General features: G+C 39.0%; 26 protein-coding genes and 2 tRNA genes. 10 read left to right on the top strand and 18 right to left on the bottom strand.

Annotated elements, in window-relative coordinates; all coding sequences use genetic code 11:
• Window positions 1–163: 163 nt before the first annotated feature.
• Complete coding sequence (locus EHQ62_RS13730; protein ID WP_135643632.1) at window positions 164–1,840, bottom strand: acyl-CoA dehydrogenase family protein; 1,677 nt, start codon at window positions 1,838–1,840, stop codon at window positions 164–166.
• A 133-nt stretch (window positions 1,841–1,973) separates the two neighbouring features.
• Here EHQ62_RS13730 and EHQ62_RS13725 point away from each other — a divergent pair, with 133 nt between their 5' ends.
• Window positions 1,974–2,468 carry a crossover junction endodeoxyribonuclease RuvC gene (locus EHQ62_RS13725; protein WP_135643630.1) on the top strand — a complete coding sequence of 165 codons (495 nt, stop codon included), beginning with the start codon at window positions 1,974–1,976 and terminating at the stop codon, window positions 2,466–2,468.
• A gap of 18 nt (window positions 2,469–2,486) precedes the next feature.
• On the opposite strand, the gene EHQ62_RS13720 is transcribed toward EHQ62_RS13725, so the two are convergent.
• The 3 genes from EHQ62_RS13720 to EHQ62_RS13710 all read right to left on the bottom strand — a co-directional run bounded on the left by EHQ62_RS13720 (window position 2,487) and on the right by EHQ62_RS13710 (window position 5,088).
• Window positions 2,487–3,221, bottom strand: a complete 735-nt coding sequence (locus EHQ62_RS13720) for an esterase/lipase family protein (RefSeq protein ID WP_135643629.1) — start codon at window positions 3,219–3,221, stop codon at window positions 2,487–2,489.
• A 70-nt stretch (window positions 3,222–3,291) separates the two neighbouring features.
• Complete coding sequence (locus EHQ62_RS13715) at window positions 3,292–3,873, bottom strand: YdeI/OmpD-associated family protein (RefSeq protein WP_135643627.1); 582 nt, start codon at window positions 3,871–3,873, stop codon at window positions 3,292–3,294.
• Window positions 3,874–4,047: 174 nt separating this feature from the next.
• Window positions 4,048–5,088, bottom strand: a complete 1,041-nt coding sequence (locus tag EHQ62_RS13710) for an arylesterase (RefSeq protein ID WP_135643625.1) — start codon at window positions 5,086–5,088, stop codon at window positions 4,048–4,050.
• A gap of 97 nt (window positions 5,089–5,185) precedes the next feature.
• Here EHQ62_RS13710 and EHQ62_RS13705 point away from each other — a divergent pair, with 97 nt between their 5' ends.
• A complete protein-coding gene (locus EHQ62_RS13705) occupies window positions 5,186–5,476 on the top strand; it encodes an LIMLP_16025 family protein (RefSeq protein ID WP_039928576.1) in 291 nt (96 codons plus the stop codon).
• A 90-nt stretch (window positions 5,477–5,566) separates the two neighbouring features.
• On the opposite strand, the gene EHQ62_RS13700 is transcribed toward EHQ62_RS13705, so the two are convergent.
• Both EHQ62_RS13700 and sixA read right to left on the bottom strand, forming a co-directional pair.
• Window positions 5,567–5,638 (bottom strand) — tRNA-Pro (locus tag EHQ62_RS13700).
• A gap of 70 nt (window positions 5,639–5,708) precedes the next feature.
• Complete coding sequence (gene sixA / locus EHQ62_RS13695) at window positions 5,709–6,197, bottom strand: phosphohistidine phosphatase SixA (RefSeq protein ID WP_135643623.1); 489 nt, start codon at window positions 6,195–6,197, stop codon at window positions 5,709–5,711.
• Between the two features lie 72 nt (window positions 6,198–6,269).
• On the opposite strand from sixA, the gene EHQ62_RS13690 reads away from it, so the two are divergent.
• Genes EHQ62_RS13690 through EHQ62_RS13675 form a run of 4 tightly spaced genes read left to right on the top strand, consistent with a single transcriptional unit; the run spans window position 6,270 to window position 8,822 of the window.
• Window positions 6,270–6,788 carry an RNA pyrophosphohydrolase gene (locus EHQ62_RS13690; protein WP_135643621.1) on the top strand — a complete coding sequence of 173 codons (519 nt, stop codon included), beginning with the start codon at window positions 6,270–6,272 and terminating at the stop codon, window positions 6,786–6,788.
• Between the two features lie 21 nt (window positions 6,789–6,809).
• On the top strand, window positions 6,810–7,097 hold the full coding sequence (locus tag EHQ62_RS13685; protein ID WP_015677089.1) for an acylphosphatase: 288 nt from the start codon (window positions 6,810–6,812) through the stop codon (window positions 7,095–7,097).
• Window position 7,098: 1 nt separating this feature from the next.
• On the top strand, window positions 7,099–8,115 hold the full coding sequence (locus EHQ62_RS13680; protein ID WP_135633137.1) for an aldo/keto reductase: 1,017 nt from the start codon (window positions 7,099–7,101) through the stop codon (window positions 8,113–8,115).
• Window positions 8,116–8,129: 14 nt separating this feature from the next.
• Complete coding sequence (locus tag EHQ62_RS13675) at window positions 8,130–8,822, top strand: hypothetical protein (protein WP_135643619.1); 693 nt, start codon at window positions 8,130–8,132, stop codon at window positions 8,820–8,822.
• A 17-nt stretch (window positions 8,823–8,839) separates the two neighbouring features.
• Here the strand turns inward: EHQ62_RS13675 and EHQ62_RS13670 are convergent, their stop codons facing one another.
• The 5 genes from EHQ62_RS13670 to EHQ62_RS13650 are packed head-to-tail and all read right to left on the bottom strand — an operon-like array spanning window position 8,840 to window position 13,170.
• Window positions 8,840–9,553 carry a histidine phosphatase family protein gene (locus tag EHQ62_RS13670; RefSeq protein ID WP_135643617.1) on the bottom strand — a complete coding sequence of 238 codons (714 nt, stop codon included), beginning with the start codon at window positions 9,551–9,553 and terminating at the stop codon, window positions 8,840–8,842.
• Window positions 9,554–10,018: a hypothetical protein gene (locus EHQ62_RS13665; protein ID WP_135643616.1), complete on the bottom strand. Its 465-nt coding sequence runs from the start codon at window positions 10,016–10,018 to the stop codon at window positions 9,554–9,556.
• On the bottom strand, window positions 10,008–11,039 hold the full coding sequence (locus EHQ62_RS13660) for a phosphotransferase family protein (protein ID WP_135643614.1): 1,032 nt from the start codon (window positions 11,037–11,039) through the stop codon (window positions 10,008–10,010). The genes EHQ62_RS13665 and EHQ62_RS13660 overlap by 11 nt, the downstream gene beginning before the upstream one ends.
• Window positions 11,040–11,045: 6 nt before the next feature.
• Window positions 11,046–12,221 carry an acyl-CoA dehydrogenase family protein gene (locus EHQ62_RS13655; RefSeq protein WP_135643612.1) on the bottom strand — a complete coding sequence of 392 codons (1,176 nt, stop codon included), beginning with the start codon at window positions 12,219–12,221 and terminating at the stop codon, window positions 11,046–11,048.
• A gap of 46 nt (window positions 12,222–12,267) precedes the next feature.
• The gene (locus EHQ62_RS13650; RefSeq protein ID WP_135643611.1) at window positions 12,268–13,170 is read right to left on the bottom strand and encodes a LysM peptidoglycan-binding domain-containing M23 family metallopeptidase; all 903 of its coding nucleotides are present in this window, start codon (window positions 13,168–13,170) and stop codon (window positions 12,268–12,270) included.
• A gap of 78 nt (window positions 13,171–13,248) precedes the next feature.
• On the opposite strand from EHQ62_RS13650, the gene EHQ62_RS13645 reads away from it, so the two are divergent.
• On the top strand, window positions 13,249–14,148 hold the full coding sequence (locus tag EHQ62_RS13645) for a CPBP family intramembrane glutamic endopeptidase (protein WP_135643609.1): 900 nt from the start codon (window positions 13,249–13,251) through the stop codon (window positions 14,146–14,148).
• Window positions 14,145–14,906 carry a hypothetical protein gene (locus tag EHQ62_RS13640; RefSeq protein ID WP_135643607.1) on the top strand — a complete coding sequence of 254 codons (762 nt, stop codon included), beginning with the start codon at window positions 14,145–14,147 and terminating at the stop codon, window positions 14,904–14,906. The genes EHQ62_RS13645 and EHQ62_RS13640 overlap by 4 nt, the downstream gene beginning before the upstream one ends.
• 13 nt (window positions 14,907–14,919) lie before the next feature.
• On the opposite strand, the gene EHQ62_RS13635 is transcribed toward EHQ62_RS13640, so the two are convergent.
• The gene (locus EHQ62_RS13635) at window positions 14,920–15,255 is read right to left on the bottom strand and encodes a hypothetical protein (RefSeq protein WP_135633152.1); all 336 of its coding nucleotides are present in this window, start codon (window positions 15,253–15,255) and stop codon (window positions 14,920–14,922) included.
• A gap of 21 nt (window positions 15,256–15,276) precedes the next feature.
• On the opposite strand from EHQ62_RS13635, the gene EHQ62_RS13630 reads away from it, so the two are divergent.
• Window positions 15,277–15,705 carry a DUF423 domain-containing protein gene (locus tag EHQ62_RS13630; RefSeq protein WP_135643605.1) on the top strand — a complete coding sequence of 143 codons (429 nt, stop codon included), beginning with the start codon at window positions 15,277–15,279 and terminating at the stop codon, window positions 15,703–15,705.
• On the opposite strand, the gene EHQ62_RS13625 is transcribed toward EHQ62_RS13630, so the two are convergent.
• Complete coding sequence (locus EHQ62_RS13625) at window positions 15,681–16,007, bottom strand: hypothetical protein (RefSeq protein ID WP_015676596.1); 327 nt, start codon at window positions 16,005–16,007, stop codon at window positions 15,681–15,683. The two genes, EHQ62_RS13630 and EHQ62_RS13625, sit on opposite strands and share 25 nt — an antisense overlap.
• A gap of 22 nt (window positions 16,008–16,029) precedes the next feature.
• Window positions 16,030–17,541 (bottom strand): carboxypeptidase M32, encoded by a 1,512-nt coding sequence (locus EHQ62_RS13620; RefSeq protein ID WP_135643603.1) that lies wholly within the window; start codon window positions 17,539–17,541, stop codon window positions 16,030–16,032.
• Between the two features lie 82 nt (window positions 17,542–17,623).
• Here EHQ62_RS13620 and EHQ62_RS13615 point away from each other — a divergent pair.
• Window positions 17,624–17,694, top strand: a tRNA-Gly gene (locus EHQ62_RS13615).
• A 282-nt stretch (window positions 17,695–17,976) separates the two neighbouring features.
• Here EHQ62_RS13615 and EHQ62_RS13610 read toward each other — a convergent pair.
• From EHQ62_RS13610 to EHQ62_RS13595, 4 genes are read right to left on the bottom strand one after another with little or no spacing between them, the layout of a single operon-like run.
• Window positions 17,977–18,387, bottom strand: coding sequence for an iron chaperone (locus EHQ62_RS13610; RefSeq protein WP_135643601.1), 411 nt, complete (start codon window positions 18,385–18,387; stop codon window positions 17,977–17,979).
• Window positions 18,388–18,390: 3 nt separating this feature from the next.
• Window positions 18,391–19,782: an MATE family efflux transporter gene (locus EHQ62_RS13605; protein ID WP_135643599.1), complete on the bottom strand. Its 1,392-nt coding sequence runs from the start codon at window positions 19,780–19,782 to the stop codon at window positions 18,391–18,393.
• A gap of 24 nt (window positions 19,783–19,806) precedes the next feature.
• Window positions 19,807–20,766, bottom strand: coding sequence for an SRPBCC family protein (locus EHQ62_RS13600; protein WP_135643597.1), 960 nt, complete (start codon window positions 20,764–20,766; stop codon window positions 19,807–19,809).
• The gene (locus EHQ62_RS13595; RefSeq protein WP_135643595.1) at window positions 20,756–21,124 is read right to left on the bottom strand and encodes an ArsR/SmtB family transcription factor; all 369 of its coding nucleotides are present in this window, start codon (window positions 21,122–21,124) and stop codon (window positions 20,756–20,758) included. Before EHQ62_RS13595 ends, EHQ62_RS13600 begins: the two co-directional genes overlap by 11 nt.
• Window positions 21,125–21,542: the final 418 nt, after the last annotated feature.

The following is a 21,542-nucleotide window of genomic DNA, read 5'->3' as shown; positions in this document are numbered from 1 at the left end:
TCGTTGGAAAGAACATTATGCTTTTTGATTTTAGATTTAGAGATAAAAAAAGCCCGATTTCTCGGGCTTTTTAGTGGATTTTGTCGTATGCTTCATTACATACTAACAAAATTTTTTGCTTCATTATCGAAAAGAGGAACTTTTCGATAATGAACTATTGGTTTTACGATGCAAGTGCTTGGTCAAGAAGGTCTTTTGCGACAACGCGAAGGGCCATTACTTCTTCTGCACCTTCAAAGATTGAGAACACACGAGCATCTACAAAATATCGTGATACTGGATACTCTTCCGCATAACCCATACCACCATGAATTTGCATTGCTTCACGAGTGACCCACTCAGCAATTTTGGATGCATACAATTTTACAAGTGTTGCTTCCATTTGGCCTTTGTGGTCATCGAGTAGTGTTGCTACATAGTTTGTGTATTGGCGAGTTGCTTGTGTGATCATCGCCATCTTCGCAATTTTGAACTTTGTTAACGTATAATCGTAAATAGGTTTTGCGAATACTTTTCTTTCTTGTGAGTAACGAAGTGCAGCTTCAAGAGCCGCTTGCATCACACCATTGGCACGAGCTGCAGTTTGGATCCTTCCACCTGCAAACCCTTCCATTTGGAAGTAAAAACCTTTTCCACGACCAGCGTCACCACCAAGTAAATTTTCTTTTGGAACAAAATAGTCTTCAAAAGAAACTTCGTAGGAGTGCATTCCACGGTAACCAATCGTTCCAATTGCTTTTCCTTGGATGGAACCACCACCTTCTTGTTTGTAACTGAACTCGTGACCTTCGAAGGATGGTTTTTCAGCAAGTAGGATAGAGAGACCTCTATGTTTCAAACTTGGGTCTGCTTCTGTGCGGCAAAGGATGAGAAGTAGGTTTGCATACCCAGCAAATGTACACCAAGTTTTCACACCATTGATGACGAATCCACCTTCCACTTCTTTTGCAGTGACAGAAACTCCCGCTACATCGGAACCATAGTTTGGTTCTGTTACCATGATCCCGGCAAATTTTTCACCAGAAGCAAGCAGTGGTAACCATTTGTTTTTTTGTTCTTCGGTTCCCCCTTTGAGGAGGGCCTTGGACATAATTTCAGGACGTGTGATAAGAGAACCGGCAGCTCCAAGGGAACCACGTGAAAGTTCTTCCGTTACCACTAACATGGAGATGTTGTCTGGACGATCGTTTGGTTGGATCCCACCAAACTGTTCTGGGATACAAAGTCCAAAACATCCCATATCACGAAGGCCATTGATGATCTCTTGTGGGATTAGATCATCATGTCTGTGAACGTGTTCTGCATGAGGGACAACAACGTTCTCAGCGAAGTCTTTGAAAATTCCACGGAAATTTTCATGGTCTTCGGAAAGTCCGTAAGCACCGAAGTGACCAAGATCAACGATCTTGTCTACTATGGCCTCATAGTTTTCCATCTTGGAAGCTGCTTCCACGAAACCATTGATTTCGTCAGAAAACAGTTTAGAGAATAATTCTTGGTAGGTAAGTTCGTATTCAGCAGGACGCGCTGCGAGTTCAGAACGAATGTTAGAAACAGTTTCAGCAACAAAGGTAAGTGCCATTTTCTGTTCCAATTCACCAGTTCCTTTGGAAGCATCCCAAGCATAGACGATAAAGTTTTCAGCTACACGTTGTTGCGCTGTCATCCAAGCAAGTTGGTAAAACACATGTTGCGTTTTGTCCATTTTGCTGATGGAAACTTTACCGTTGTCGGAATTTTTCTGTGCGAGTCGTTTGGTAACTTCATTGAGGAGGGCGGCTTGGGCGTTCAATGCCTTCTCCGCCTGGGATTTTTCGAGTTTCACTGCCGTTGCGGTCATGTGTTTAACGTTCCTGCGGGTGGTTTTCTTCCACTATACGGAAGGAAAGTACCCTGTCATTTTCATTTTTAGACTAGGTTTTGGGTTGGGCCTGCCAAAAATGTCCTTAAGATTCGAATTAGGAAATAAATGATTGAAAATCATCGGAATTGATCCAGGGTCCCACCGAGTTGGGTATGCCATTTTGTCCTTTCCCGAAGGAATGCGCCGAAACCCAGAACTTTTGGCTTATGGCACGATCGAAGTGGCACCAAAGACCCCCTCTCCCGACAATCTATTACAAATTCGGTCCGAACTCCAGGGAATCCTCACCGTATACCAACCGGAATGTGCAGCAGTCGAAGAACTTTTTTTCGTACAAAACACAACCACAGGGATGAAGGTATCCGAATCTCGTGGTGTGATTTTACTCACTTTGGGTGAAAATCAAATTCCGATGGTGTCACTCACTGCCACTCAGATCAAAAAAGGAATTTCTGCCAAAGGCAATGCCACCAAAAAAGAGGTTCGGGCGGCGATCCAAATGATTTTGGGATTTAAAGACTTAAAAGGCCACGACGACTCTTGGGATGCCATCGCTTGCGCGTTTGTAGGTCGGTCTTTGGCTAAAAGTCCAATGCGCAAATGAAATTCAGCCAAGTAAGTCTTAATTCTGAAACTTACCTGTTTTGAAATAGTTTAAAATCGCCTGCTTCACTTCTGGCGCATCCACGATAAAATTGTGAGTCCTTTCCACTAAAAGGAAATCGCTCATATTTTCTAATTTTGAATTTTCAATCGAAACCTTTCCGTCATCATCTCCTGGAATCAAATAAGAGGAAATAGGATCTAACGTTAAGTTTCCCATTATGATTCCAAATTGAAAATTTGGCAGTCCTAATGAATTCACATAACTGTTTTGATCTGTTTTCAGTTGGGACACGACAGGTCCAAGCATTGAATTTATCAATTTAAATTTGGACAAAAAATCGGCCACTTCACTTCCTTTGTTAGGTGGAGCTAACATAACAATTTTTCCAAGATGTTTGATTTGATTTCTCTTTAAATAAGATCGAAGTAGTATTCCGCCAAGTGAATGTGTGACGAAATGAATTTTTTGATTTTGGCAATGGACAGTGAGATTTGAAAGATAGGAATCTGCAATTTCCGGAATGGACATCGAGGTTGATTCATAATCGATTGACACAACATAATATCCGTTCTCAATTAGAAAATTCTTTAAATGTTTTAAGTGATTGGAAGACCTAAGGAAACCATGAATCAATACAACACATTCTTGATGATCAGAAATTTTTGAATTTTGAGATAGTTTTGGATCCGAGCATTCCAATATACTGACAAACAAAGTAATTAATATAAAAAGGTTATTTATTTTCTTCATTTTATGTTTTGGTTTGCATTTATTCACATAACATTTATTTTGTGGAATTTTTCAATGAAAGCAAATCCATTTAATGTATTTTTTGTTGGTTTTCCATCATTTCCAAAAGTTGGTTCATTCGTTTTTCTCTTGTTTCCGGTTTTTTCGCTGTTTGCAATCGCCAAGCCATCGCAAAATGGTTTGATTTATTGAGGGATTGAAAGAATTCATAGGCTTTTTTATTCTTTTTCAATCGTACCAAAAAATCTTTTGGCATTTCCATTTTACTTTGAGACTCATAGGCTTTTTCCCACCGCCCATCTTTTATTGCGGCCTCCATTTCCTTTAATCCATTTGGCTGCATTCGTTTTTCTTGGATCAATGTTTCGACTTTCTCTCGGTTCCGTTTCGACCAAATGCTTTTTGCCCTACGGGGAGTGAATTTTTGGATCCACGATGTTTCATCATAAGTCTTTTTCTGGCTATCAATCCAACCAAAACAGAGGGCTTCGTCTAGAGCTTCCTCATAAGTAATCGTTTTGATTCCTGAGTCCTTTTTATAAATTCGAAGCCAGATTCCATCATCTTTGGAGGAAAAATTTTTCCTAAGCCAATCCTTCCATTCTTTGGAAGAAGAAAATGATTGAATGTTTGCATCACCTTCTAAAGCCATTGCATTTCCATTGATTTAAAGATTCTTTTTTGATCCATCACAATGATATCCATTAGAAACGATGGGAGTGTATCTTTTTTCGAATGGTTTTAGGGTATGTTCAAGCCAATCCCTATATACAAAATACGATAGCAAAGATTTCACCATCGTATTATGCATGTTAGACATTTTTATTTAAGGCCTTGGGCAAACCAAAAGGAAATCTTCAAACACTTGTGAGATCAGTAGTTTGTCTTTGTATACCAGTCCAGTGCTACCTGCCGAAATTTCCGCACCTTCATTGGCATACACTTCCGTTACTTCTTTTGTATTGGGATTGATTTTGAATACACGTGTGGGTGCTAAGTTATTTCGGTTCATCACATGGCGAATGAATTTGTATGTGGAATCATGTGCTGCAAGCCATAACATGCCAGATTCATCTTCCAAGATATTATCCGGACCAGCACCAATCGAAATCGATTCCAAATAAGTTAAATTGATTTTACCGTTCACTCGGTTCACTTCATACACTCGGATTGCCTTTTCAGAAAAAACAGAGCGGTATAGGAGTTCTTGGTTTCCATTTTTACGAATGTAAATTCCATTGCCGAGCATCACTGGAACACCCAAGGTTTGGAATGTTTTTCCATCATAATAAGAAACGTCGGCCCTTCCACTGCGAATGATCATGTCCCAATACTTGCGAAGTGCATTGCTTGTCCCGTTATCATTGGATGAAAATATTTCTCCCGACTCGGTCATAAAAACATCGTTTGGACTTGTAAGGGATGGATCACTCAAAGTTTTGGTATGAGTCCATTTCCCTGATTTGGATCGTTCGAAAATTTCAAGTGTGTGCGGGATTTCGTCTTGGAGTGTGTGCGAAATCACAGCGAGTGTATCCACGCCTTTTACTTTCGCATAACTGATTCCATGTGGACGGAAATTTTCTGGGTAATTGGTTTCAATTTTTTTGGCTTCCAACTTTTCTTTGGGATTGGCAAAGGAAATTTCATATAAGGCACCAATGTCTTTTAATCCATTTCGCCTTTCATGAGAGGAAACGATCACAGTGGATGTTTCTCGGATGAGATCGAAGTCTTCTGGCCCAGGTGTGCCTGAAATTCGTTCACAACCAGCGATGGGTTTTTCTTGGATTTGGCCTCCACAATTGGCCAAAACAGTTAGGACTGCAAAAATAAGGAAAAAATGCCTAGGGAAAGTCAGGTGCATTTCGGTAGTTTACCCTAAGATTTCGCTTTCCTCCACAAAATTCTTTCTCGACATTATTGTGCAGTGCAAAATAATGGATGGAGAAGGGGTCAATCCGATGAGCAACGTGGAAAACAAACTACAAGATATCGTGAATGCCGGAATCGGTGCTGTCAAAACTTCCAAAGAAGTTTGGGAGAAACTGGTGGTAGACCTTAACGAGAAAAAAAGCCAATTTGAAACCAACTTTCAAAAACTGAAAGAACAAGGCGAAAGTGATACAAGTGACAAAGCCCTCAAAGTGAAAATGGGTGTTGCTTGGGGAATCGTTCGCATTGAAGAACTAAGAGATAATGTTGTGAAGTATCTCGACAAAGTGAAAGAAGGCAAAGACAACAAACCTTCTTAAGTTTTATTTTTTCATCTCACCATCCTGAATTTTCTACCGGCAGGTTTGTGCTCAAGCCTGCTGGGTTTTTTGAATCACAACATTTTCACTTCGGAGTGACCGGATTTGAACCGGCGACCCCTTGCCCCCCAGACAAGTGCGCTACCGCTGCGCTACACCCCGTGTTATGAAGTCCAAAAACCTGGCCTTACATACTTGGTCAAGCCTTACTGGTTTTAGACTTTGATTCAAATTAAATTCCGAGATTGTCCGGTGAAATGGCCCAAATGATTTGGCCGTGGTCAAATTTTTCTCGAGCGACGTTGATGGCAATTGTAGATCCGGGTTGGAAAACTAAATTTTCTGCAACGCTGGTATTCCCTAGTAGTTTTGCGGCAAAATATGTGATATCTGGATTATGACCAACTAACAAAACTGTATCGGAGTTTGAAAAGTTGACAAGACACGAAATGATATCGGAGCAACCCCTTCCTGCAGCCAAATCATCTGAAGCAACCATGTCACCTTCGTACTTTAGTTCTTCTGAAAGGATTTCTGCTGTGTGTTTGGTTCGAGTGTAAGGGCTGTAATACACTTGTTTGACAGATAATGACGAGTTTTTGATGAACTTTCCAATTTTATGAATATCACTTTTCCCTTTGTCTGTGAGTTCCCTTTGCGTATCGGAAATGGTAGAGGTAGAGTTCTCAGCCTCACCGTGACGAACCAAAATGATCTTCATACTATCTCCTAATCCCAAGATTGGAACCACGGATTTCCCGAGAAACAAAAAATTAAGGAATTTCTTGCGAAAATGAAAGAGAAAGACATACTAACGATTATGACAGACAAACCCTACCGCAAAAATGTAGGAATGGTAGTTTTTAACTCTAAGGGAATGGTCATTGTTGGTGAAAGGATCCAATTTCCTGGATCTTGGCAATTTCCACAAGGCGGCATTGACGAAGAAGAAGATTATCTTGAAGCCGCTAAACGAGAATTATACGAAGAACTAGGAATCAAAAAGGCAATTTATGTAACGGAATATCCTGATTGGATCCCATACGATTTCCCCAGTTCCTTGGGACTCAACTCCCATCTTCAAAAGTTTCGGGGACAATTACAACGGTGGATTTTGTTTTATTGGGATGGTGCTTTGGATGAGTGTGATTTGGTCCACCATGAACAAGAGTTTTTGACCATTCGCCATATGGAGATTGAGGAAACAATCCAAGCTGTGATTGATTTCAAACGACCCGTTTACGAAAAGTTTGTTCCTCTTTTTAAATCAGCCATTCAAAATTACATTGCAGAGAATGTAAAAACCACATAAGGTAATTGTAGGAGACAATCTTTGGGAAAATCAGAAGAAGCGAGAGCAAGAATTTTAGTGCGGGGAACCGTACAGGGTGTGGGATTTCGGTATTATATCTTACAAAAAGCCCAAGAAATGAGACTCAAAGGTTATACACAAAACTTGCCAAATGGGGAAGTTGAAGCCGTAGTTGAAGGAGACAAACTCTTTATCGAAGATTTATACCGTGCAATGCAACGTGGACCTACTAAGGCAAAGGTTAAGGATCATGTGATTGAATGGAGTGATCCCAAAAACCAATTCAAAACTTTTTTAATTAAAAAATAACATGAAAAAACGAAGACTTGGAAAAACAGGAATGGTGGTTTCCGAAATTTGTATGGGAACCATGACTTTTGGATCTTCATGTAACGAAGATGAGGCGTTTCGGATTTTAGACCGAGCCTATGATGCTGGCATTGATTTTTACGATACGGCAGAAATTTATCCGGTTCCACCACAAAAATCATGGGTACATCGAACAGAAGAGATTTTTGGAAAGTGGCTAAAAACAAAACCTAGAGATGGGATCCTGATCGCCACGAAAGTAGCAGGCCCTGGACATGGATGGTTTAGCCCACCACTCCGTGAAGGGAAAACTGCCCTTGATAAATACCATATCCGTAGAGCAATCGAAGGATCCTTGCAACGGTTAGGTGTTGAAACCATAGACTTGTACCAAACACATTGGCCTGACCATGATGTTTCTTATGACGAAACCATGGAAGCACTCACAGAGTTAAAGGAAGAAGGCAAAATCCGGTATGCAGGTTGTTCCAATGAAACCTCATTCGGACTTATGAAAAGCCTTTGGACATCAGATAAATACAATTTAATCCGATATGACTCCATCCAAAATAATTTTTCCATTTTGAATCGCCGTTTTGAAGATGAGTTGGCTCAGGTTTGCCGAAAGGAAGGTGTATCCTTATTACCTTATTCTCCACTTGCAGGTGGTGTCCTCACAGGAAAATACAATGGAACAACAAAGCCTGAAGGGGCACGTTTTGTTCGTTATATGGTGGAAGGAGAAAGACAAAAAAGGATGTCAAATCGATTCCTAAACGAACAAACATTAGCATCTACAAAAGAATTAATGGAAATTGCGACAAAGTATGGAATGAGTTCGACTGTCATGTCAGTTGCCTGGAGCAAACAACATGATTTCGTAGCTTCCACAATCATTGGTGCCAATACTGTAGAACAGTTAGAAGAATCTTTGAAGGCGACTGATGTCATCCTTTCCGATGAAATTTTGTCCGAGATCAATGCTGTTTCTAAAAAAATTCAATACCCAATGGGTTAAGGACTTTGCCAAACATGAGTTCAAATTCGGAAAATGAAAAGCATACTGAAATGGAAACTAACAACGAAACACAATTAGAAGGGAAAAAAATTTCTAAATGGGAGAAAATCACTTCTGGAGTGTTTCGTAAAATTTTGATTTTACTTTTCGTTACCTATTTGTTCCCTGAATGCTCCAGTTTTGGTCCAAAAAATTCGCAAAGTAGTTTGATCATTGTGCATATGACAATCGTAAAAGATGAAATGATATTGGATGAACTGATTGACCCACGTTTCCAAAAAGTTACCTTACGCAAAGGGGAAAAATCAATCGAATACAGTGAAAGTTCTGGTCACTATTATTACTTTCAAAACTTAAAAGAAGGCCAATACGAAATCTTTGATGCAATTCATTTATTAAATCGTGGCGCTTCTGATTTTGCATTCGGTAGCACTAAACAACCAAATAAAATTGATATCGATTTTGAATTGGATGATATTCGAAAATCAAGAATTGATTTATTACCAGGAACGGTTGTATTTATGGGAAGTTTTCATGTTACCGTAGACTTTAAATTCCAAGAGGAACCAAAAATTACAGTTCGGTATAGCAAAACAAATGAAGAAGAACTGGCAGCCATGGACCATTTGTATAAAAATTATCCTAGGTCAGGTTGGGGGCAAAAAGCAAAAAACCGAGTGAAGTTACTTTCTTCTTTTGCCCAATGATCTAACCATTCGAAAGCTTATACGATCGTTATGAGATCAGGATCTTGTAAATGAGGAGTCCCGTTCCAACTCACAGGTTCCCATCCGTCCGAAACACGACGGAAGACACTAAGAGATGAATTCAAAATGGACTTCATAAAGATTGGATATTCTTTAAGATCCATTTTGCAAGAAAGTCCCATCATAATGGCAATCGGAGTACTGGAAGAAACTACCAAAGTGCTTTTCACATCATTTGGAATTTCCTTTGGACCCTGTTTAACTTTTTGAACATATTCTTTGAATGTGTATGGTTCTACTGGATCCCAAACTCCATTCACCCAATCCGCTAACACAAGTTGTATGAGTTCTTGGAAGTAACTACGAGTTTCTTCCTTTCCTTCTTCCCAGGATTGTTTATAGGATTCGTATAATTTTGCAAAATTTTCGTTAGAATTCCGAATTTTGGCAGCGATACCTAACCACATTCGAGAATCAAATTCGTCCCAAGCAGAATTTTCCAACGGGTCAGGGATACAAAAACGATCTGAGGAAAAACTTTTGATGATTGCTTCCGCGGTTTGTTTTTGTCGGTTCAATGTACCAGTATAAACGGAATCAAATTCAATTCTGTGATTTTTGAAGTATTCACCCAAAAGTTTGCCTTGTTTCCATCCAAGTTCTGTTAGTTGGTCATAATTTTTACCAAGTCGATCCGCCTGTCCATGCCTTACTAAATACAAATACGACATTTAAGTTTGGAACCTCGGATTGGAGACGGATAGGTTTTCTTTTAATTGTGATTTGACCAAATTCCAAACCTGGCTTTTTGGTTTTATATCCAATTCTATTTTGATTTGGGAGGGTTCAAATTGATGAGTTTCTGAAAATTTGGATTTTTTACGAATGAGCAATGCAAGATTTTGGTTCCATTCGCGAAGCACTTTACTTTTTTCTTTTTTGGATAGTTTATGAAAGGTATCCATTGGGTATTTGTTTTCTAAATCGCAAATAGACAAATTTGATTCTAAAATTTCCGACCAGGTGTTTGAAAAATCTGAATGATCAATTTCTCTTGCAATCACACCTAACATATTCCAGGAAACTAAAGTTTTATAAGATAATAAATCATCACCTTCCAATTTTGGAAGTAACTCTTTCATGAGAAAGTCTTGGATCGCTTGGAGTAATTCTTTTGAGTCTGGTCTATACTGCATTGTTTATCTCCTCAATGAGACGCATGGCTTCCCATTCCATTTCTGCCGTCCTCCTTCCAATGGAAGCAAGTTCAATCCCTTTGTCTTTGCCTGACAAATGCCTTTCTGCTTGTTGCGCACTTCCAATTGCCCAACGAATATTTCCCATAATTTCCCAAAAGGTCACTTTGAATGGATCTACTTGGATCCCTGAAGTGGCTTCATATTCTTTATAAAAATCGTTCCTGTCACCAAAGCCACCAACTTCTTTGTTTAGGCGACCAAACCGCCAATCCCGCATACACAACCACGCAATGTCTTCGTGGCGATCCCCCCAGTGTGCAAACTCAAAATCCAATATCCCTTGAAGACCGTCTGGATTCATCATAAAGTTGCCAGTTCGATAATCACCATGTACCAACACAATTTTATCAATGTTAGGTGTATTTGATTCCATCCAATTTAAACACAATTCGATGGCAGGATGAGCTTCTGGTAGTTCATCTAGTGACTTACGTAGATCAGCGATTGCGATTGGTATATAATTTTGAATCGTAACTAACTTTAATTTTTGTTTTAGATCTTCATCATTTACGGATTCAGGAGTGACTGTATGCAGTTTTGCCAAATTGGAAGCAAGGTCAGAAACCATTTTGGTTTTACGATACACATCCAATTCTTTGTCTTTGGTGATGTAGCGACCAGTAGCTTTTCCTGCAATTTTTTCCATCAGGAAAAATGGAGAACCAATGACTGATGCCTCTTCTTCTAAATACACTGGAGTGGGAGTTTTGACACCTGCCTTAAAAACCAGTTCCGCTACTTTGTATTCATCTCGTTTTGATAAAGAAGAGAGCAAACTTCCACCTTTATCCGTTCGCAAAACAACGGACTTTTTGGTAGAATTGGAAACAAGATCCAAAGCATAATTGTCTTGGCATGCGCCTCCACTCAAATGAAAAATCTCAGTTATCTTTACAGGTTCCTTCCAAACTGAACTGAGATGGACTTCTACTTTCGCCTGAAGTTCTTTGATGTCCATAATCAGTTAAAAATCCCACTTCTCTGATACATAGTTTCGACCAATGACCATTTTGTGTACTTCGGAAGGTCCATCGGCAATCCTTGCAGCCCTCGCGTCGCGATAAAACAATTCGAGTGGTAAGTCTCTTGAATACCCTTTCCCACCACAAATTTGAATGGCCGTATCGATCGTGTTACACAAAGACTCACTCACTTTCCACTTTGCCATCGATGTTTCTTGCCTTGCGTCTTTTCCCATTTTTAAGAGCCATGCTGCCTTGAGTGTTAATAGAAAGGCCATTTCAATTTCTGTGGCCCGTTCTGCAAACATCCACTGGATACCTTGGTGGTCTGCTATCCTTGCGCTAAACACTTCTCTTTCTTTCGCATAACTTCTAGCAATCGAAAGGGCGCGCCTTGCCATTCCTGTCCATCGCATACAGTGTGTAAGGCGAGCAGGTCCCAACCTTTCTTGTGACAACCTAAACCCTTCTCCAACCCTTCCGAGAACCATATCCTCGGGAACTTCCACATTTTCAAAATTAAGTTCACAATGACCACCAGGCCCGTGGGAACCCATCAGTTCAATTTCCCGCACCATCGTATACCCTTTGGAATCGGTTGGAACAAGAAACATTGTCGTTTTACGAAAACTTCCATTCACCTTTGCTATAACGATTAAATACTTGGCTCCATTGGCACCGGTACAATACCACTTCCGCCCATTTAAGATGTATTTATCCCCTTGTTTTTCTGCATTGGTTTGGAGTGATGTAGGGTCAGATCCAGCACCAGGAGATGGTTCTGTCATTGCAAATGCGGTACGAAGTTCCCCTTTGATGAGAGGGTGCAGAATTAATTCTTTTTGTTTTTCAGTTGCAGCTAACGAAAGTAAGTGCATATTCCCTTCATCAGGTGCATCACAATTAAAAATATACGGTGCAATTGGTGAACGACCAAGTTCACTAAAAATGATGCATGTCCCAATCAAATCTAACCCCAATCCTCCTTCCGATTTTGGAAGGTGAGGTGTCCAAAAACCAGCTTCCTTTACTTTAGCGCGCGCTTGTTGGTTAATGGCTTCTGGCATTCGACCTTTTTCATAGTCATAATGTTTTTCCAGAGGAATGATTTCTTCAGTGATAAAGTTTTGGATATTTTTACGAAGTGATTCTACTTCTTGGGGAATTTCAAAGTCCATTGTCTCCAAGAAGTAACACAATCAAGAAAGGTCGTAAAATCTTTTTTTAATGTGATTGGAAAATAGGCCTTTGTCTTTTTGAATTTCTTCTAATTTCAAAATGTAAATGTGGACCGGTCGCTCTACCTGTTTGCCCAACTTGTCCAATTTTTTCGCCTTTTTTTACTTTTTGGCCATGTTTTACAAAGAAGTTAAGTAAATGACCATACATAGTTTCATATCCCAAACTATGTTTGATGATGATTAAATTTCCGTAACCTCCCTGTTCTCCCACAAATCTCACTACACCATCCATCGAAGAAAATACATCTGATCCTTGTTTGGCGGCCATATCAAGTCCACCGTGGAAAGTTTCTTTTTTGGTAAAAGGATCCAATCGTTTTCCGAAATTGGAAGATATTCTAGCGGCTGTTAGTGGAAACTGAAAACCAAATCCGTAAAAAAATGATTTTTCTGATTTGCCCATCGAAATCCCAGGCAAAAACCATTTCCCTCGTTCTGCATCAAACTGTAATTTGTTTGGATTGATTTGGTACTGATTGGCCAATGTAAGTTTGGTTTTTTCATTTGCCTCTGTTTCTTCTGGATGGAACGTTCCCCGCATATTGGGAATTTCCAAAACCATACCGGGTGATAAATCATGTGGGGAACTTAACTCATTTACAGAAGATAAAGTTTCCAAATCCATTCCCGTACGAGCCATGATTTTGAAGAAATTATCTTCCTTTTGGACTTTGTATTCGTAATATTTAAGGGGAATTAGGTTTTCACTTTTGGTTCCCGACTTCGAGATTCTTAGATTTTCTTTGATTTCGGAACGAAGATTTTTGAGTATTGGGTTGCTATAGTCTAAATTCGCAAGTGTGAGAGGGCCAGAAAACAACTGGTTTGTGAGACCCAAATTGAGCAAAATCACAGTCCATTTGAGAAAAACGACGGTTTTAGACATAATCTTCTAAACTGATTATCGACCATTTCCCAAAAAAACGATGACGATTCTTGCCGAAATTGAGGAACTGTAAGGCAGATGCAGAATCGATTTTTTGAGATCTTTCGGCTCACAGCCTATTCATTTGGTCTCGTTTATGTTTGTTCTTTTTTTTATTCCGTTTTCTTTTTGGCCTTTGTGAACCATTCGGTTTTGAACCATAGGATTCCCGAAGAACAAATCCAACCGCTCTATGAAGAATACTCGGAAGGTAAGCTTGACTTTTCGGGTTTACTTTCGGAATACCAAAAAGTAATCACTCCGATCAAGGACCAATTCCAAAAAGAAATCACTGAAAATCCCAATGTACTTTTCAGCGAATTTTACGATTTAGTATTTTCTGACAAACCTCATTACTTATTAGGAATTTCAATTCCATGGTTTCTATGTTATGTGGGACTTGGGTACCTATTATACAAAAAGGTTTTACAAATCCCTGTCACTGACTTACAAGATGAACTTTCAATTCCAATTTTATTACGTGGATTTGTAAACGGACTCATTTGTTTTTTTGTAGTGATCCTTTTTGGATCTATCCTGGAGAAGTTATCGGTTCCTTTGGATTCAGGAGTGTTTGCAAAAAAATTATACCTCTCCCTTCAAGGAAATGGTTATTTATTAGCCTGGGGAATTTATGTGGTCGGAATCATCACTGGAATTTTAGAGGAAATTTTCTTTAGAGGATTTTTACTGAAATCATTTATCGATAAAGGGTTAAGCCAAGAAGGACTACTTATCGTCTCTCTTTTGTTTGGTTGGTTGCATTATGGAGAAGGAACTTCAGTTGCCATTCCATTCATCATTTGTGGTGTGGGAATGTTTTTCGGTTATTTATACATCAAAACAGGAAATCTATGGATTGCGATGGCTTGTCATGCAACATACAATTCAATAGGTTTAATCAATGCATATCTTCAATTACCAGTGGTCCAATCATGAAAATTTTTAAAAAGGGAATTCAGATTCACCTGCTCAAGGTTTTATTCTTCTTTGGTTTACTTATTTTTTCTCCAAATTCATTATTTGCTGGTGAAACCGTTGAAATATTGGGTGGCCCAGAAGACGTTAACATTCGATTGTTGGCCGTATTAAATAAACTTGATCCGGATTTTTATGCTGATGAAAAAACACAAGGTTTTGTCTATCGGTATCGTAACAGATGGAACAATCCATATGATTTTAATATCTACGTAGGTAGAGTTGGAAAAACTTCTCCCGATTCGATCATCCGGATAGAATCGCCGCGCAGAGGACAAGAGAAAATGTGGAAACAAATCATGGAACAGGAGTTATTACAAAAACCTCCACATGAGTCAGCCATTCCTTTATCGGAGAAATACCATATTGTTTCTCAAGGTTTAAATTTGATCACACCAATGGCATCCGTTGGATACAATTCTTGGAACTCTCCTCTTTTTACCAACCGTGATACATTTGTGAGTATGAGCATTTATCTTTTATGTGATCTTATTTTGGCCGGTGGTGCCTATTTATATGCTCAGGAAAATTTACCCAAAAAAAATATTTATGAAAACATGTTAAACGTGAAAGGTCCTGGGAGTGTTTGGGAATCACCAAATGCAGTTGGTATCTTTGCAGCTCTCGCTGTCACACGTGCGGTTCGTGTATTTGACGCTTGGGAAGATACTGCCGCTCATAACAAAACGGCTCAATTTGGTTGGTCTTTTAAATTTTAGTTTTTTATCTGAGTTATGATTTAAATAGATCTCTTGCGGCATCGGAAGCACTAGATCTTTCAAAATCTTCTCTTTCGATTAAAGTGAGATCCAATCCTTCTTTATCGATTCTACTTAATATTTTGCCTATGTCTGCCACCTTACTTAATTTAGTTGCTAGGTATTTGAAAGTGATTCCGCAGTCCGGGCATTTTTTGTCTTTTAGATAATTTAATCCAAGTTTTTTACAGTTTCCACAGGTTCCGTAAAGATCATCAATATACAATAACTGTTTTTTTATCTCTTCAACATTGAGTTGTCGCCAAACTCTTATAAATTTAGTATTCTTTCCGGATGCATCTGAAGTCATAGGCAATAGGAAGTATCCAATATGAAACTTGTCAAGAAGCAATCGGATTTAGTTTTAATTCTACTTATATGTTTCTCTGGTTTTTTGGCCGTTGCCATCGGTGCCTTTGGCGCACATGGATTAAAAAAAATAATCACCCCTGAACTAATGGTGGTATTTGAAACAGGGAACAAATATCATTTTTACCATAGTATTGTTTCGCTGCTTACCTTCTTTATCTTGTTAGTTGCAGACTCCAAGGAAGTTTCTTTAAAAACCCAAAAATTTCTCAGAATTTCAAGTTGGATGTTTTTAATCGGAATTTTGATCTTTTCATTTAGTTTGTATGCACTTGCAATCACCGGCATCAAAATACTCGGTGCCATCACTCCTTTTGGAGGAGTGAGTTTTCTTTTAGGTTGGTTATTTTTGGGATTGGGTATGTATTATTTTTTGGTCCCAAAAAAATAATGACCTTGTTTGCTAATTAAATTTCTCGAAATCAGTCCGTCGGCGATGAGGAGGAGTCCTTCCGCTGCGGCTTTTTTCGATTCTTCTGTAGAATCTTTTTGTAAGGCCATCATTTCATGAACGTACTTTCGGCGTTGTACATCTAGTACACCTAACATTGATCCTGCGATTTTTTCATCCATTTGCAAAAATGCCAACGCTAATGTTTGGGGTGGCGTTTCATTACACAAATAGTACAATGCTAAATTATCGAAATAGGAAAGTTGGCTGAGTTTTTCTAATACTTGTTCTGATCCTGACATGGTGATTCCTTTTTTGTTCCAATCAATTGGTAACTGAAACTTCTTTTACTTTATCTTCTAAATATGAAATGAGATATTTTGCGTTTGCTGGCTCCCCAGTTGCTTCTTGAATCAAATTTTCGATAGTGACCATTTTACCTTTTGAATGGATGTGTTTTCGTAACCAATTTAATAAATCTGAAAAATCTCCATTCGCAGAAAACTTGTTATGCGAATCAGGAAATTCTTCTGTAAACTTTTTAAAAAATTGAGCACTAAAAATATTTCCCAATGTATAGGTAGGAAAATAACCGAAGGCTCCCATTGACCAATGGATGTCTTGTAAAACACCTTCCGCATCGTTTTCAACGGTCAAACCAAAACTTTCTTTCATTTTGTGATTCCAAATCTCAGGTAAATCGTTTACTTTGATCTTTCCGTTGATCAAATCCCTTTCGATTTCAAATCGTAATATGATATGGAGGTTGTAAGTGACTTGGTCTGCCTCAACTCGAATTTTTGATTTTTCAGTGCTATTGATATAGTTGAACAATTTTTGAAATGGAAGTTCCACTTCAGTCAGCTCAAAATCTTTCAATAGTATGGGATACATAAATTCCCAAAAAGGTAAGGATCTACCCACTTGGTTTTCCCAAAGACGACTTTGTGATTCGTGAATGCCTAAACTTAAATATTCTGTTAATGGTGTTGGCCAATTTGGCATTTTTGACAAACCAGATTCATACAATGAATGACCGGTTTCATGTAACACACCGAAGATGGAAGAAAGTGGATCTGTTTCCGAATACCTTGTGGTAATTCGTTTATCACCTTTTCCTAAACTGGTAGAAAATGGATGGTTGCTTATATCTAATCTTGATTCTTTTGTTGTGAGTCCCAAAATAGCAGGGAGTCGATTACAAAATTTGGTTTGTTTCGCAACGGAAATTGGTTTTTGGAAAGGACTCTCAAAACGAGGGGCTTTTGCAACTATGGGAATTAGTGAATTTTTTAGATCCAAAAATAAAGATTGAATTTGATTTGCCTTAGCACCTTTTTCATACGAATCTAAAAGTGCATCGTAAGGTTCTGTCGTATAACCAAGGTAATCTGCTTGTTTTTTCGATAATTGAACAAGTTCTTCCAATCGTTTCGAAAAGAGTTTAAAGTTTTTTTCCTTTTTCGCTTCTGCCCATTCTGCGTGTGCTAGGTTTGTGAGTTTTGCAAATTCCGAAACAAATTCAGAAGGTAATTTATCTGCTTTTTCCTTTTCCTCCATAAGGATTTCCAACTCACGATTCCAAACTTTCCTTTCTGATTCAGGAAGGTCATTCACGGCTTGTTTTGCGCTTTGGATTTGTTCCAAAAATGATTTGTCCGTCATCCATTCATGTGTGAGTTCTGCAACAGCCGCAATTTGGCTAGATCTGTATTCACGTCCCTCTTCAGGCATCATCACTTCCGAGTCCCAATGGAGGACTGAGGAAATGTCTTGGAAAAGTTTGATTTTTCGATACTGTTTTCGGTAATTTTCGAGCGCTTGCGGGAGGGCCATAGACTCATTTTCTCCCTGCCTCACATTCTGGAACCAAAAATCATTGACCCTTAACCCTCAGCCAAAACTATGTATATACGTCGCGGGTGTGGTGTAACGGTAGCACAGCAGCCTTCCAAGCTTCTGGCGAGGGTTCGAGTCCCTTCGCCCGCATGACAATCTTTTCAAAATCCAAACATACGATTCAAATCGATTGACTCGAACAGTGGCGCGAGCTGGAACATGAGTGACCCATAGGGAACGAATGTTACAGTAAGAAAGCCTGGATGGCTCGCCTGAGCGACGACGTGCCTCGGAGCGCAGTGAGGACAGGATGTCCGAACAGCGGAGAGGGCTTTGTCCCTTCGCCCGCATGACAATCTTTTCAAAATTCTATCATTCAAAACCAAAAGTAAATAAGGCGAAAGACCAGTGTTTCTTTCCCGATCGTATCTTTTATCGATTGTTTCGGCGTTTTACTTTTTTCGTTCCCTTTTTTTTTTCTTTCAATGAGGTTTCTTTGATTCTAAATTTTACAATCTTTTGGATCAAAGCAAAGGGGATCGGTTCGTCGAACGGAAATTGAATGGAACCTTTCCCCATTTTGTAGTTTGCCAATTCTTTTTGAAATTTTGCATTCCCAGATGGTAGCGCATAGAATCCAATATGATTTCGAAAAGCCGCAAAATGAACTAAATTTCCATTTTGGATGAAGGTTGGGATTGCATACCGGATCGCCTCACTTGCATTTGGTGCAACTTCTCGAATGGATTTTCTCACTTCCTGCAATACCGACTGAACTTCCAAGGGAAAGGTTTGGATATATTCATCTATCGTTTTGGGTGATTTTTTTTCCTTAGCCGGCAATGATCACACCTTTGTTTCTTTCCATTTCCCTTTCGTAAATAACCAGAGTGTATAAATTCCCACTGATGTTTCAGATACCATCATCGCCCAAAATACACCTTGGTAGCCAAAATCAAAGTACTTACCTAAAGTGTATGCCAATGGGATTTGTATGATCCAAAAGAAAATGATATTGATTTTGGTAGGTGTCATTGTATCACCTGCACCATTAAACGCTTGGCTTGCAGCCATCCACCAAGCATAAACAAAATAGGAATAGGACACAATTCGTAACCACTCAGATCCAATCATTATGACAGTTTGATCCTCTGTGAAAATCCCGATGATACTTTCACTGCAAAAATAATAAATGATCGAAACAAGGATGAGATAACCCATATTACAATAACCGGTAAACCAAACAGATTGTTCCGCACGATCAGGTTTACCTGCTCCAAGATTTTGACCTACCAAAGTAGCAACAGCATTTGACATGCCCCAAGATGGCATCATTGTAAACATCATGGTTCGAAGTGCAATTGTTGCACCGGCTACAGTTTGGCTTCCAAATTCAGATAAAATTCTCATGATAAAGATCCAAGATGTCATTCCCACAATCATTTGGCCAATTCCACCAAGTGAAGTTTTTAGAATGCCGAAAATGGTTTCCCAATCAATTTGTAAGTGCCGAAAGAGAATCTTTATGTGTTTGCCACCTTGGAATAATAACCAGAACTGAAACAAGACACCGATACCTCGGCCTAAGGTTGTGGCAATGGCAGCACCTGTAATTCCATACGCAGGGATTGGTCCCCATCCAAAAATAAAAATTGGATCTAAGATTATGTTTAAACCGTTAGAAATCCATAAAACTTTCATTGAAATTGCGGCATCACCAGCTCCGCGAAATACTGCATTAATCAAAAAAAGTAGTATGATAACGATATTTCCACCTAACATCCATTGCATATAGTGGTAACCTTCGTTTAGAACCCAGTCATCGGCTCCCATAAGTGCCAATAGTTCCCTAGAATAAAAAATACCTGCTATTGTAAATGGTAGGGATGCTAAAATAGCAATCCAAACGGATTGCATTGCTGCGATTCCTGCTTTATCTTTTTCTTTTTCACCGATCCTTCTTGCAACGATTGCGGTCACTGAAAATGACAATCCCATCGCCACAGAATACAACAGAAACAGATACGTTTCGGTTAATCCAACGGTCGCAACAGCAGATGCGCCCAAGGTACCAACAAAATAGATGTCAACTACTGCGAAAACAGATTCTAAAACAAGTTCTAGAATCATTGGTACAGATAATAAAAAAATCGCTCTTCTTAAATTGACTTCTGTATAGTCTTCTTCAGAGCCCGATAATGCCTTCTTTAAATCATTCCATAAACTTGCACTTGTCATTGATTTAATCCTATAATTAAAATATCATTTTGTTAAGTAAAAATTTAGTTTACTCAAAGTTTGGTGTGCACCTTCAATTGCTCCAAAATTAACGACTACATTACGTTTTTCTGCACTTGAAAAAATCATTTTCATTTTAATGATGGTTTGGTTGTTTTCTTTGGGAGTAAACCAAATCTTTACTAAAAAATCGTCGTTTGGTGAATCATTTCCTGATCCGTGAAGGTATTCTAAATATTCATTTTCTTTGATGGCCTTGTATTTGATTACATTTGGATACACCTTTCCATCTTCGCTAACCATTTTGAAGATCCATTCTCCTCCTACCTTAAAATCCCTTGACTCTGTTGTGGTAGTGAAACCCTTTGGGCCCCACCAAGATTGAATGTTTATAGAATCTGTAAATGCATGGTACACTAAATCAATTGGATGAGCGAATCGTTTTTCGATGATCAATTCATTAGGAGACGGCAATGCTTCAGATTCTAGTTTTTCAAAACTTTGTGACCAACCTTCCTTCATACCTGATTTTGCGAAGCCATCACGAATTTGATTGTTCATAAATTCAGTGATGAGGATCACTTGGGTAATTTCCTTTTCTTCAACGAATAATACTCTGAGTTTCGAATTGAGAATGGATCGATCCCCGGTAACACCAGCCATTTTTTGTACTTCTTTCACCCACTCTTCAGGGTGTTCCTCAACCAAATCACTCATCACAAAACTTTCATAAGGTGTGATTTCTAAAAATTTTCCGATTACTGGATAATCGATACCTTCTGGAGAACGCATAACGATTCGATAGGAACCACCTACTTTAAAATCAAACTCAACCGTGGGGTTAGTAAACCCTTTTGGTCCCCACCATTTTTCAAGATGGAGTGGATTTGTCCAAACTTCCCAAACAAGTTTTAATGGGGCATTAAATTTACGTTCAATTCGTACGATTTTTTCCTCTAACGTAATGTTGGCATCATGATTCATTCTTTTTAAATTTCCTTTTTGATTTTTGAAGTTCCATTAAGTATTCATCCAGACGATCAAGTCGCTCTTCCCATAGTTTTCGATATTGATCTAACCATGAGCTAGCTTCTTCTAAAGCTTCTACTTTGATCCGGCAAGGCCTGTATTGTGCAGACTTACCTCTTTCGATTAACCCCGCCTTTTCCAATACTTTTATGTGTTTAGAAATACCAGGTAAACTCATCTGGAAAGGTTCTGCTAGTTCCAAGACAGTTGCTTCCCCAGAAACCAATTGCATGAGGATCTTCCGACGGGTGGGATCAGCGAGTGCCTGAAATGTGAAATTCAGGTGTTCTTCCTTTTCATCTAATTTAACCATTCAGCTAATTAACCTTTTGGTTAAATAAAAAATCAAAACAAAAAAGGTCAAGGGAAATAACTGGGGATGGGGGATTTTTACGGGAAGGAGCGTGGTACACAATGGATATTTGTATCCCCACCCGATTGTGGGAGGGGTTTTCCACCCGCCACCCAATACGTCCTCTCTATCACAATCCACTTCTAAAAAGAAGCAGATTCCTAAATTCTCAACTTTTCTTTCCGATTGGTTCACCTTTTCGCACCAAGGGAAGCGAATGGAATTTCTTTATCGGATTCTGAATTAGGAGAGGATGAAAAGAGTGCTTTTGCGCCAGGGATCTGGAGGGCTTGGTCACCTGCCATTGTTAAATGGTAGGTGACGGGAGCGTGAGCGAACCCCGGAAGAGCCCGGTCAGTTTTTAACTTTCCAGTTTGAT

This window comes from Leptospira jelokensis, from assembly GCF_004769635.1.
GTDB lineage: Bacteria > Spirochaetota > Leptospiria > Leptospirales > Leptospiraceae > Leptospira_A > Leptospira_A jelokensis.
This window is presented reverse-complemented; position numbering and strand designations above follow the sequence as displayed.

Excerpts from the sequence above, each read along its gene's own strand:
- EHQ62_RS13730 (WP_135643632.1), bottom strand. The coding sequence starts at position 1,840 with ATGACCGCAACGGCAGTGAAACTCGAAAAATCCCAGGCGGAGAAGGCA.
- EHQ62_RS13720 (WP_135643629.1), bottom strand. The coding sequence starts at position 3,221 with ATGAAGAAAATAAATAACCTTTTTATATTAATTACTTTGTTTGTCAGT.
- EHQ62_RS13715 (WP_135643627.1), bottom strand. The coding sequence starts at position 3,873 with ATGGCTTTAGAAGGTGATGCAAACATTCAATCATTTTCTTCTTCCAAA.
- EHQ62_RS13710 (WP_135643625.1), bottom strand. The coding sequence starts at position 5,088 with ATGCACCTGACTTTCCCTAGGCATTTTTTCCTTATTTTTGCAGTCCTA.
- EHQ62_RS13705 (WP_039928576.1), top strand. The coding sequence starts at position 5,186 with ATGAGCAACGTGGAAAACAAACTACAAGATATCGTGAATGCCGGAATC.
- sixA (WP_135643623.1), bottom strand. The coding sequence starts at position 6,197 with ATGAAGATCATTTTGGTTCGTCACGGTGAGGCTGAGAACTCTACCTCT.
- EHQ62_RS13690 (WP_135643621.1), top strand. The coding sequence starts at position 6,270 with ATGAAAGAGAAAGACATACTAACGATTATGACAGACAAACCCTACCGC.
- EHQ62_RS13680 (WP_135633137.1), top strand. The coding sequence starts at position 7,099 with ATGAAAAAACGAAGACTTGGAAAAACAGGAATGGTGGTTTCCGAAATT.
- EHQ62_RS13675 (WP_135643619.1), top strand. The coding sequence starts at position 8,130 with ATGAGTTCAAATTCGGAAAATGAAAAGCATACTGAAATGGAAACTAAC.
- EHQ62_RS13670 (WP_135643617.1), bottom strand. The coding sequence starts at position 9,553 with ATGTCGTATTTGTATTTAGTAAGGCATGGACAGGCGGATCGACTTGGT.
- EHQ62_RS13665 (WP_135643616.1), bottom strand. The coding sequence starts at position 10,018 with ATGCAGTATAGACCAGACTCAAAAGAATTACTCCAAGCGATCCAAGAC.
- EHQ62_RS13660 (WP_135643614.1), bottom strand. The coding sequence starts at position 11,039 with ATGGACATCAAAGAACTTCAGGCGAAAGTAGAAGTCCATCTCAGTTCA.
- EHQ62_RS13655 (WP_135643612.1), bottom strand. The coding sequence starts at position 12,221 with ATGGACTTTGAAATTCCCCAAGAAGTAGAATCACTTCGTAAAAATATC.
- EHQ62_RS13650 (WP_135643611.1), bottom strand. The coding sequence starts at position 13,170 with ATGTCTAAAACCGTCGTTTTTCTCAAATGGACTGTGATTTTGCTCAAT.
- EHQ62_RS13645 (WP_135643609.1), top strand. The coding sequence starts at position 13,249 with ATGCAGAATCGATTTTTTGAGATCTTTCGGCTCACAGCCTATTCATTT.
- EHQ62_RS13640 (WP_135643607.1), top strand. The coding sequence starts at position 14,145 with ATGAAAATTTTTAAAAAGGGAATTCAGATTCACCTGCTCAAGGTTTTA.
- EHQ62_RS13635 (WP_135633152.1), bottom strand. The coding sequence starts at position 15,255 with ATGACTTCAGATGCATCCGGAAAGAATACTAAATTTATAAGAGTTTGG.
- EHQ62_RS13630 (WP_135643605.1), top strand. The coding sequence starts at position 15,277 with ATGAAACTTGTCAAGAAGCAATCGGATTTAGTTTTAATTCTACTTATA.
- EHQ62_RS13625 (WP_015676596.1), bottom strand. The coding sequence starts at position 16,007 with ATGTCAGGATCAGAACAAGTATTAGAAAAACTCAGCCAACTTTCCTAT.
- EHQ62_RS13620 (WP_135643603.1), bottom strand. The coding sequence starts at position 17,541 with ATGGCCCTCCCGCAAGCGCTCGAAAATTACCGAAAACAGTATCGAAAA.
- EHQ62_RS13605 (WP_135643599.1), bottom strand. The coding sequence starts at position 19,782 with ATGACAAGTGCAAGTTTATGGAATGATTTAAAGAAGGCATTATCGGGC.
- EHQ62_RS13600 (WP_135643597.1), bottom strand. The coding sequence starts at position 20,766 with ATGAATCATGATGCCAACATTACGTTAGAGGAAAAAATCGTACGAATT.
- EHQ62_RS13595 (WP_135643595.1), bottom strand. The coding sequence starts at position 21,124 with ATGGTTAAATTAGATGAAAAGGAAGAACACCTGAATTTCACATTTCAG.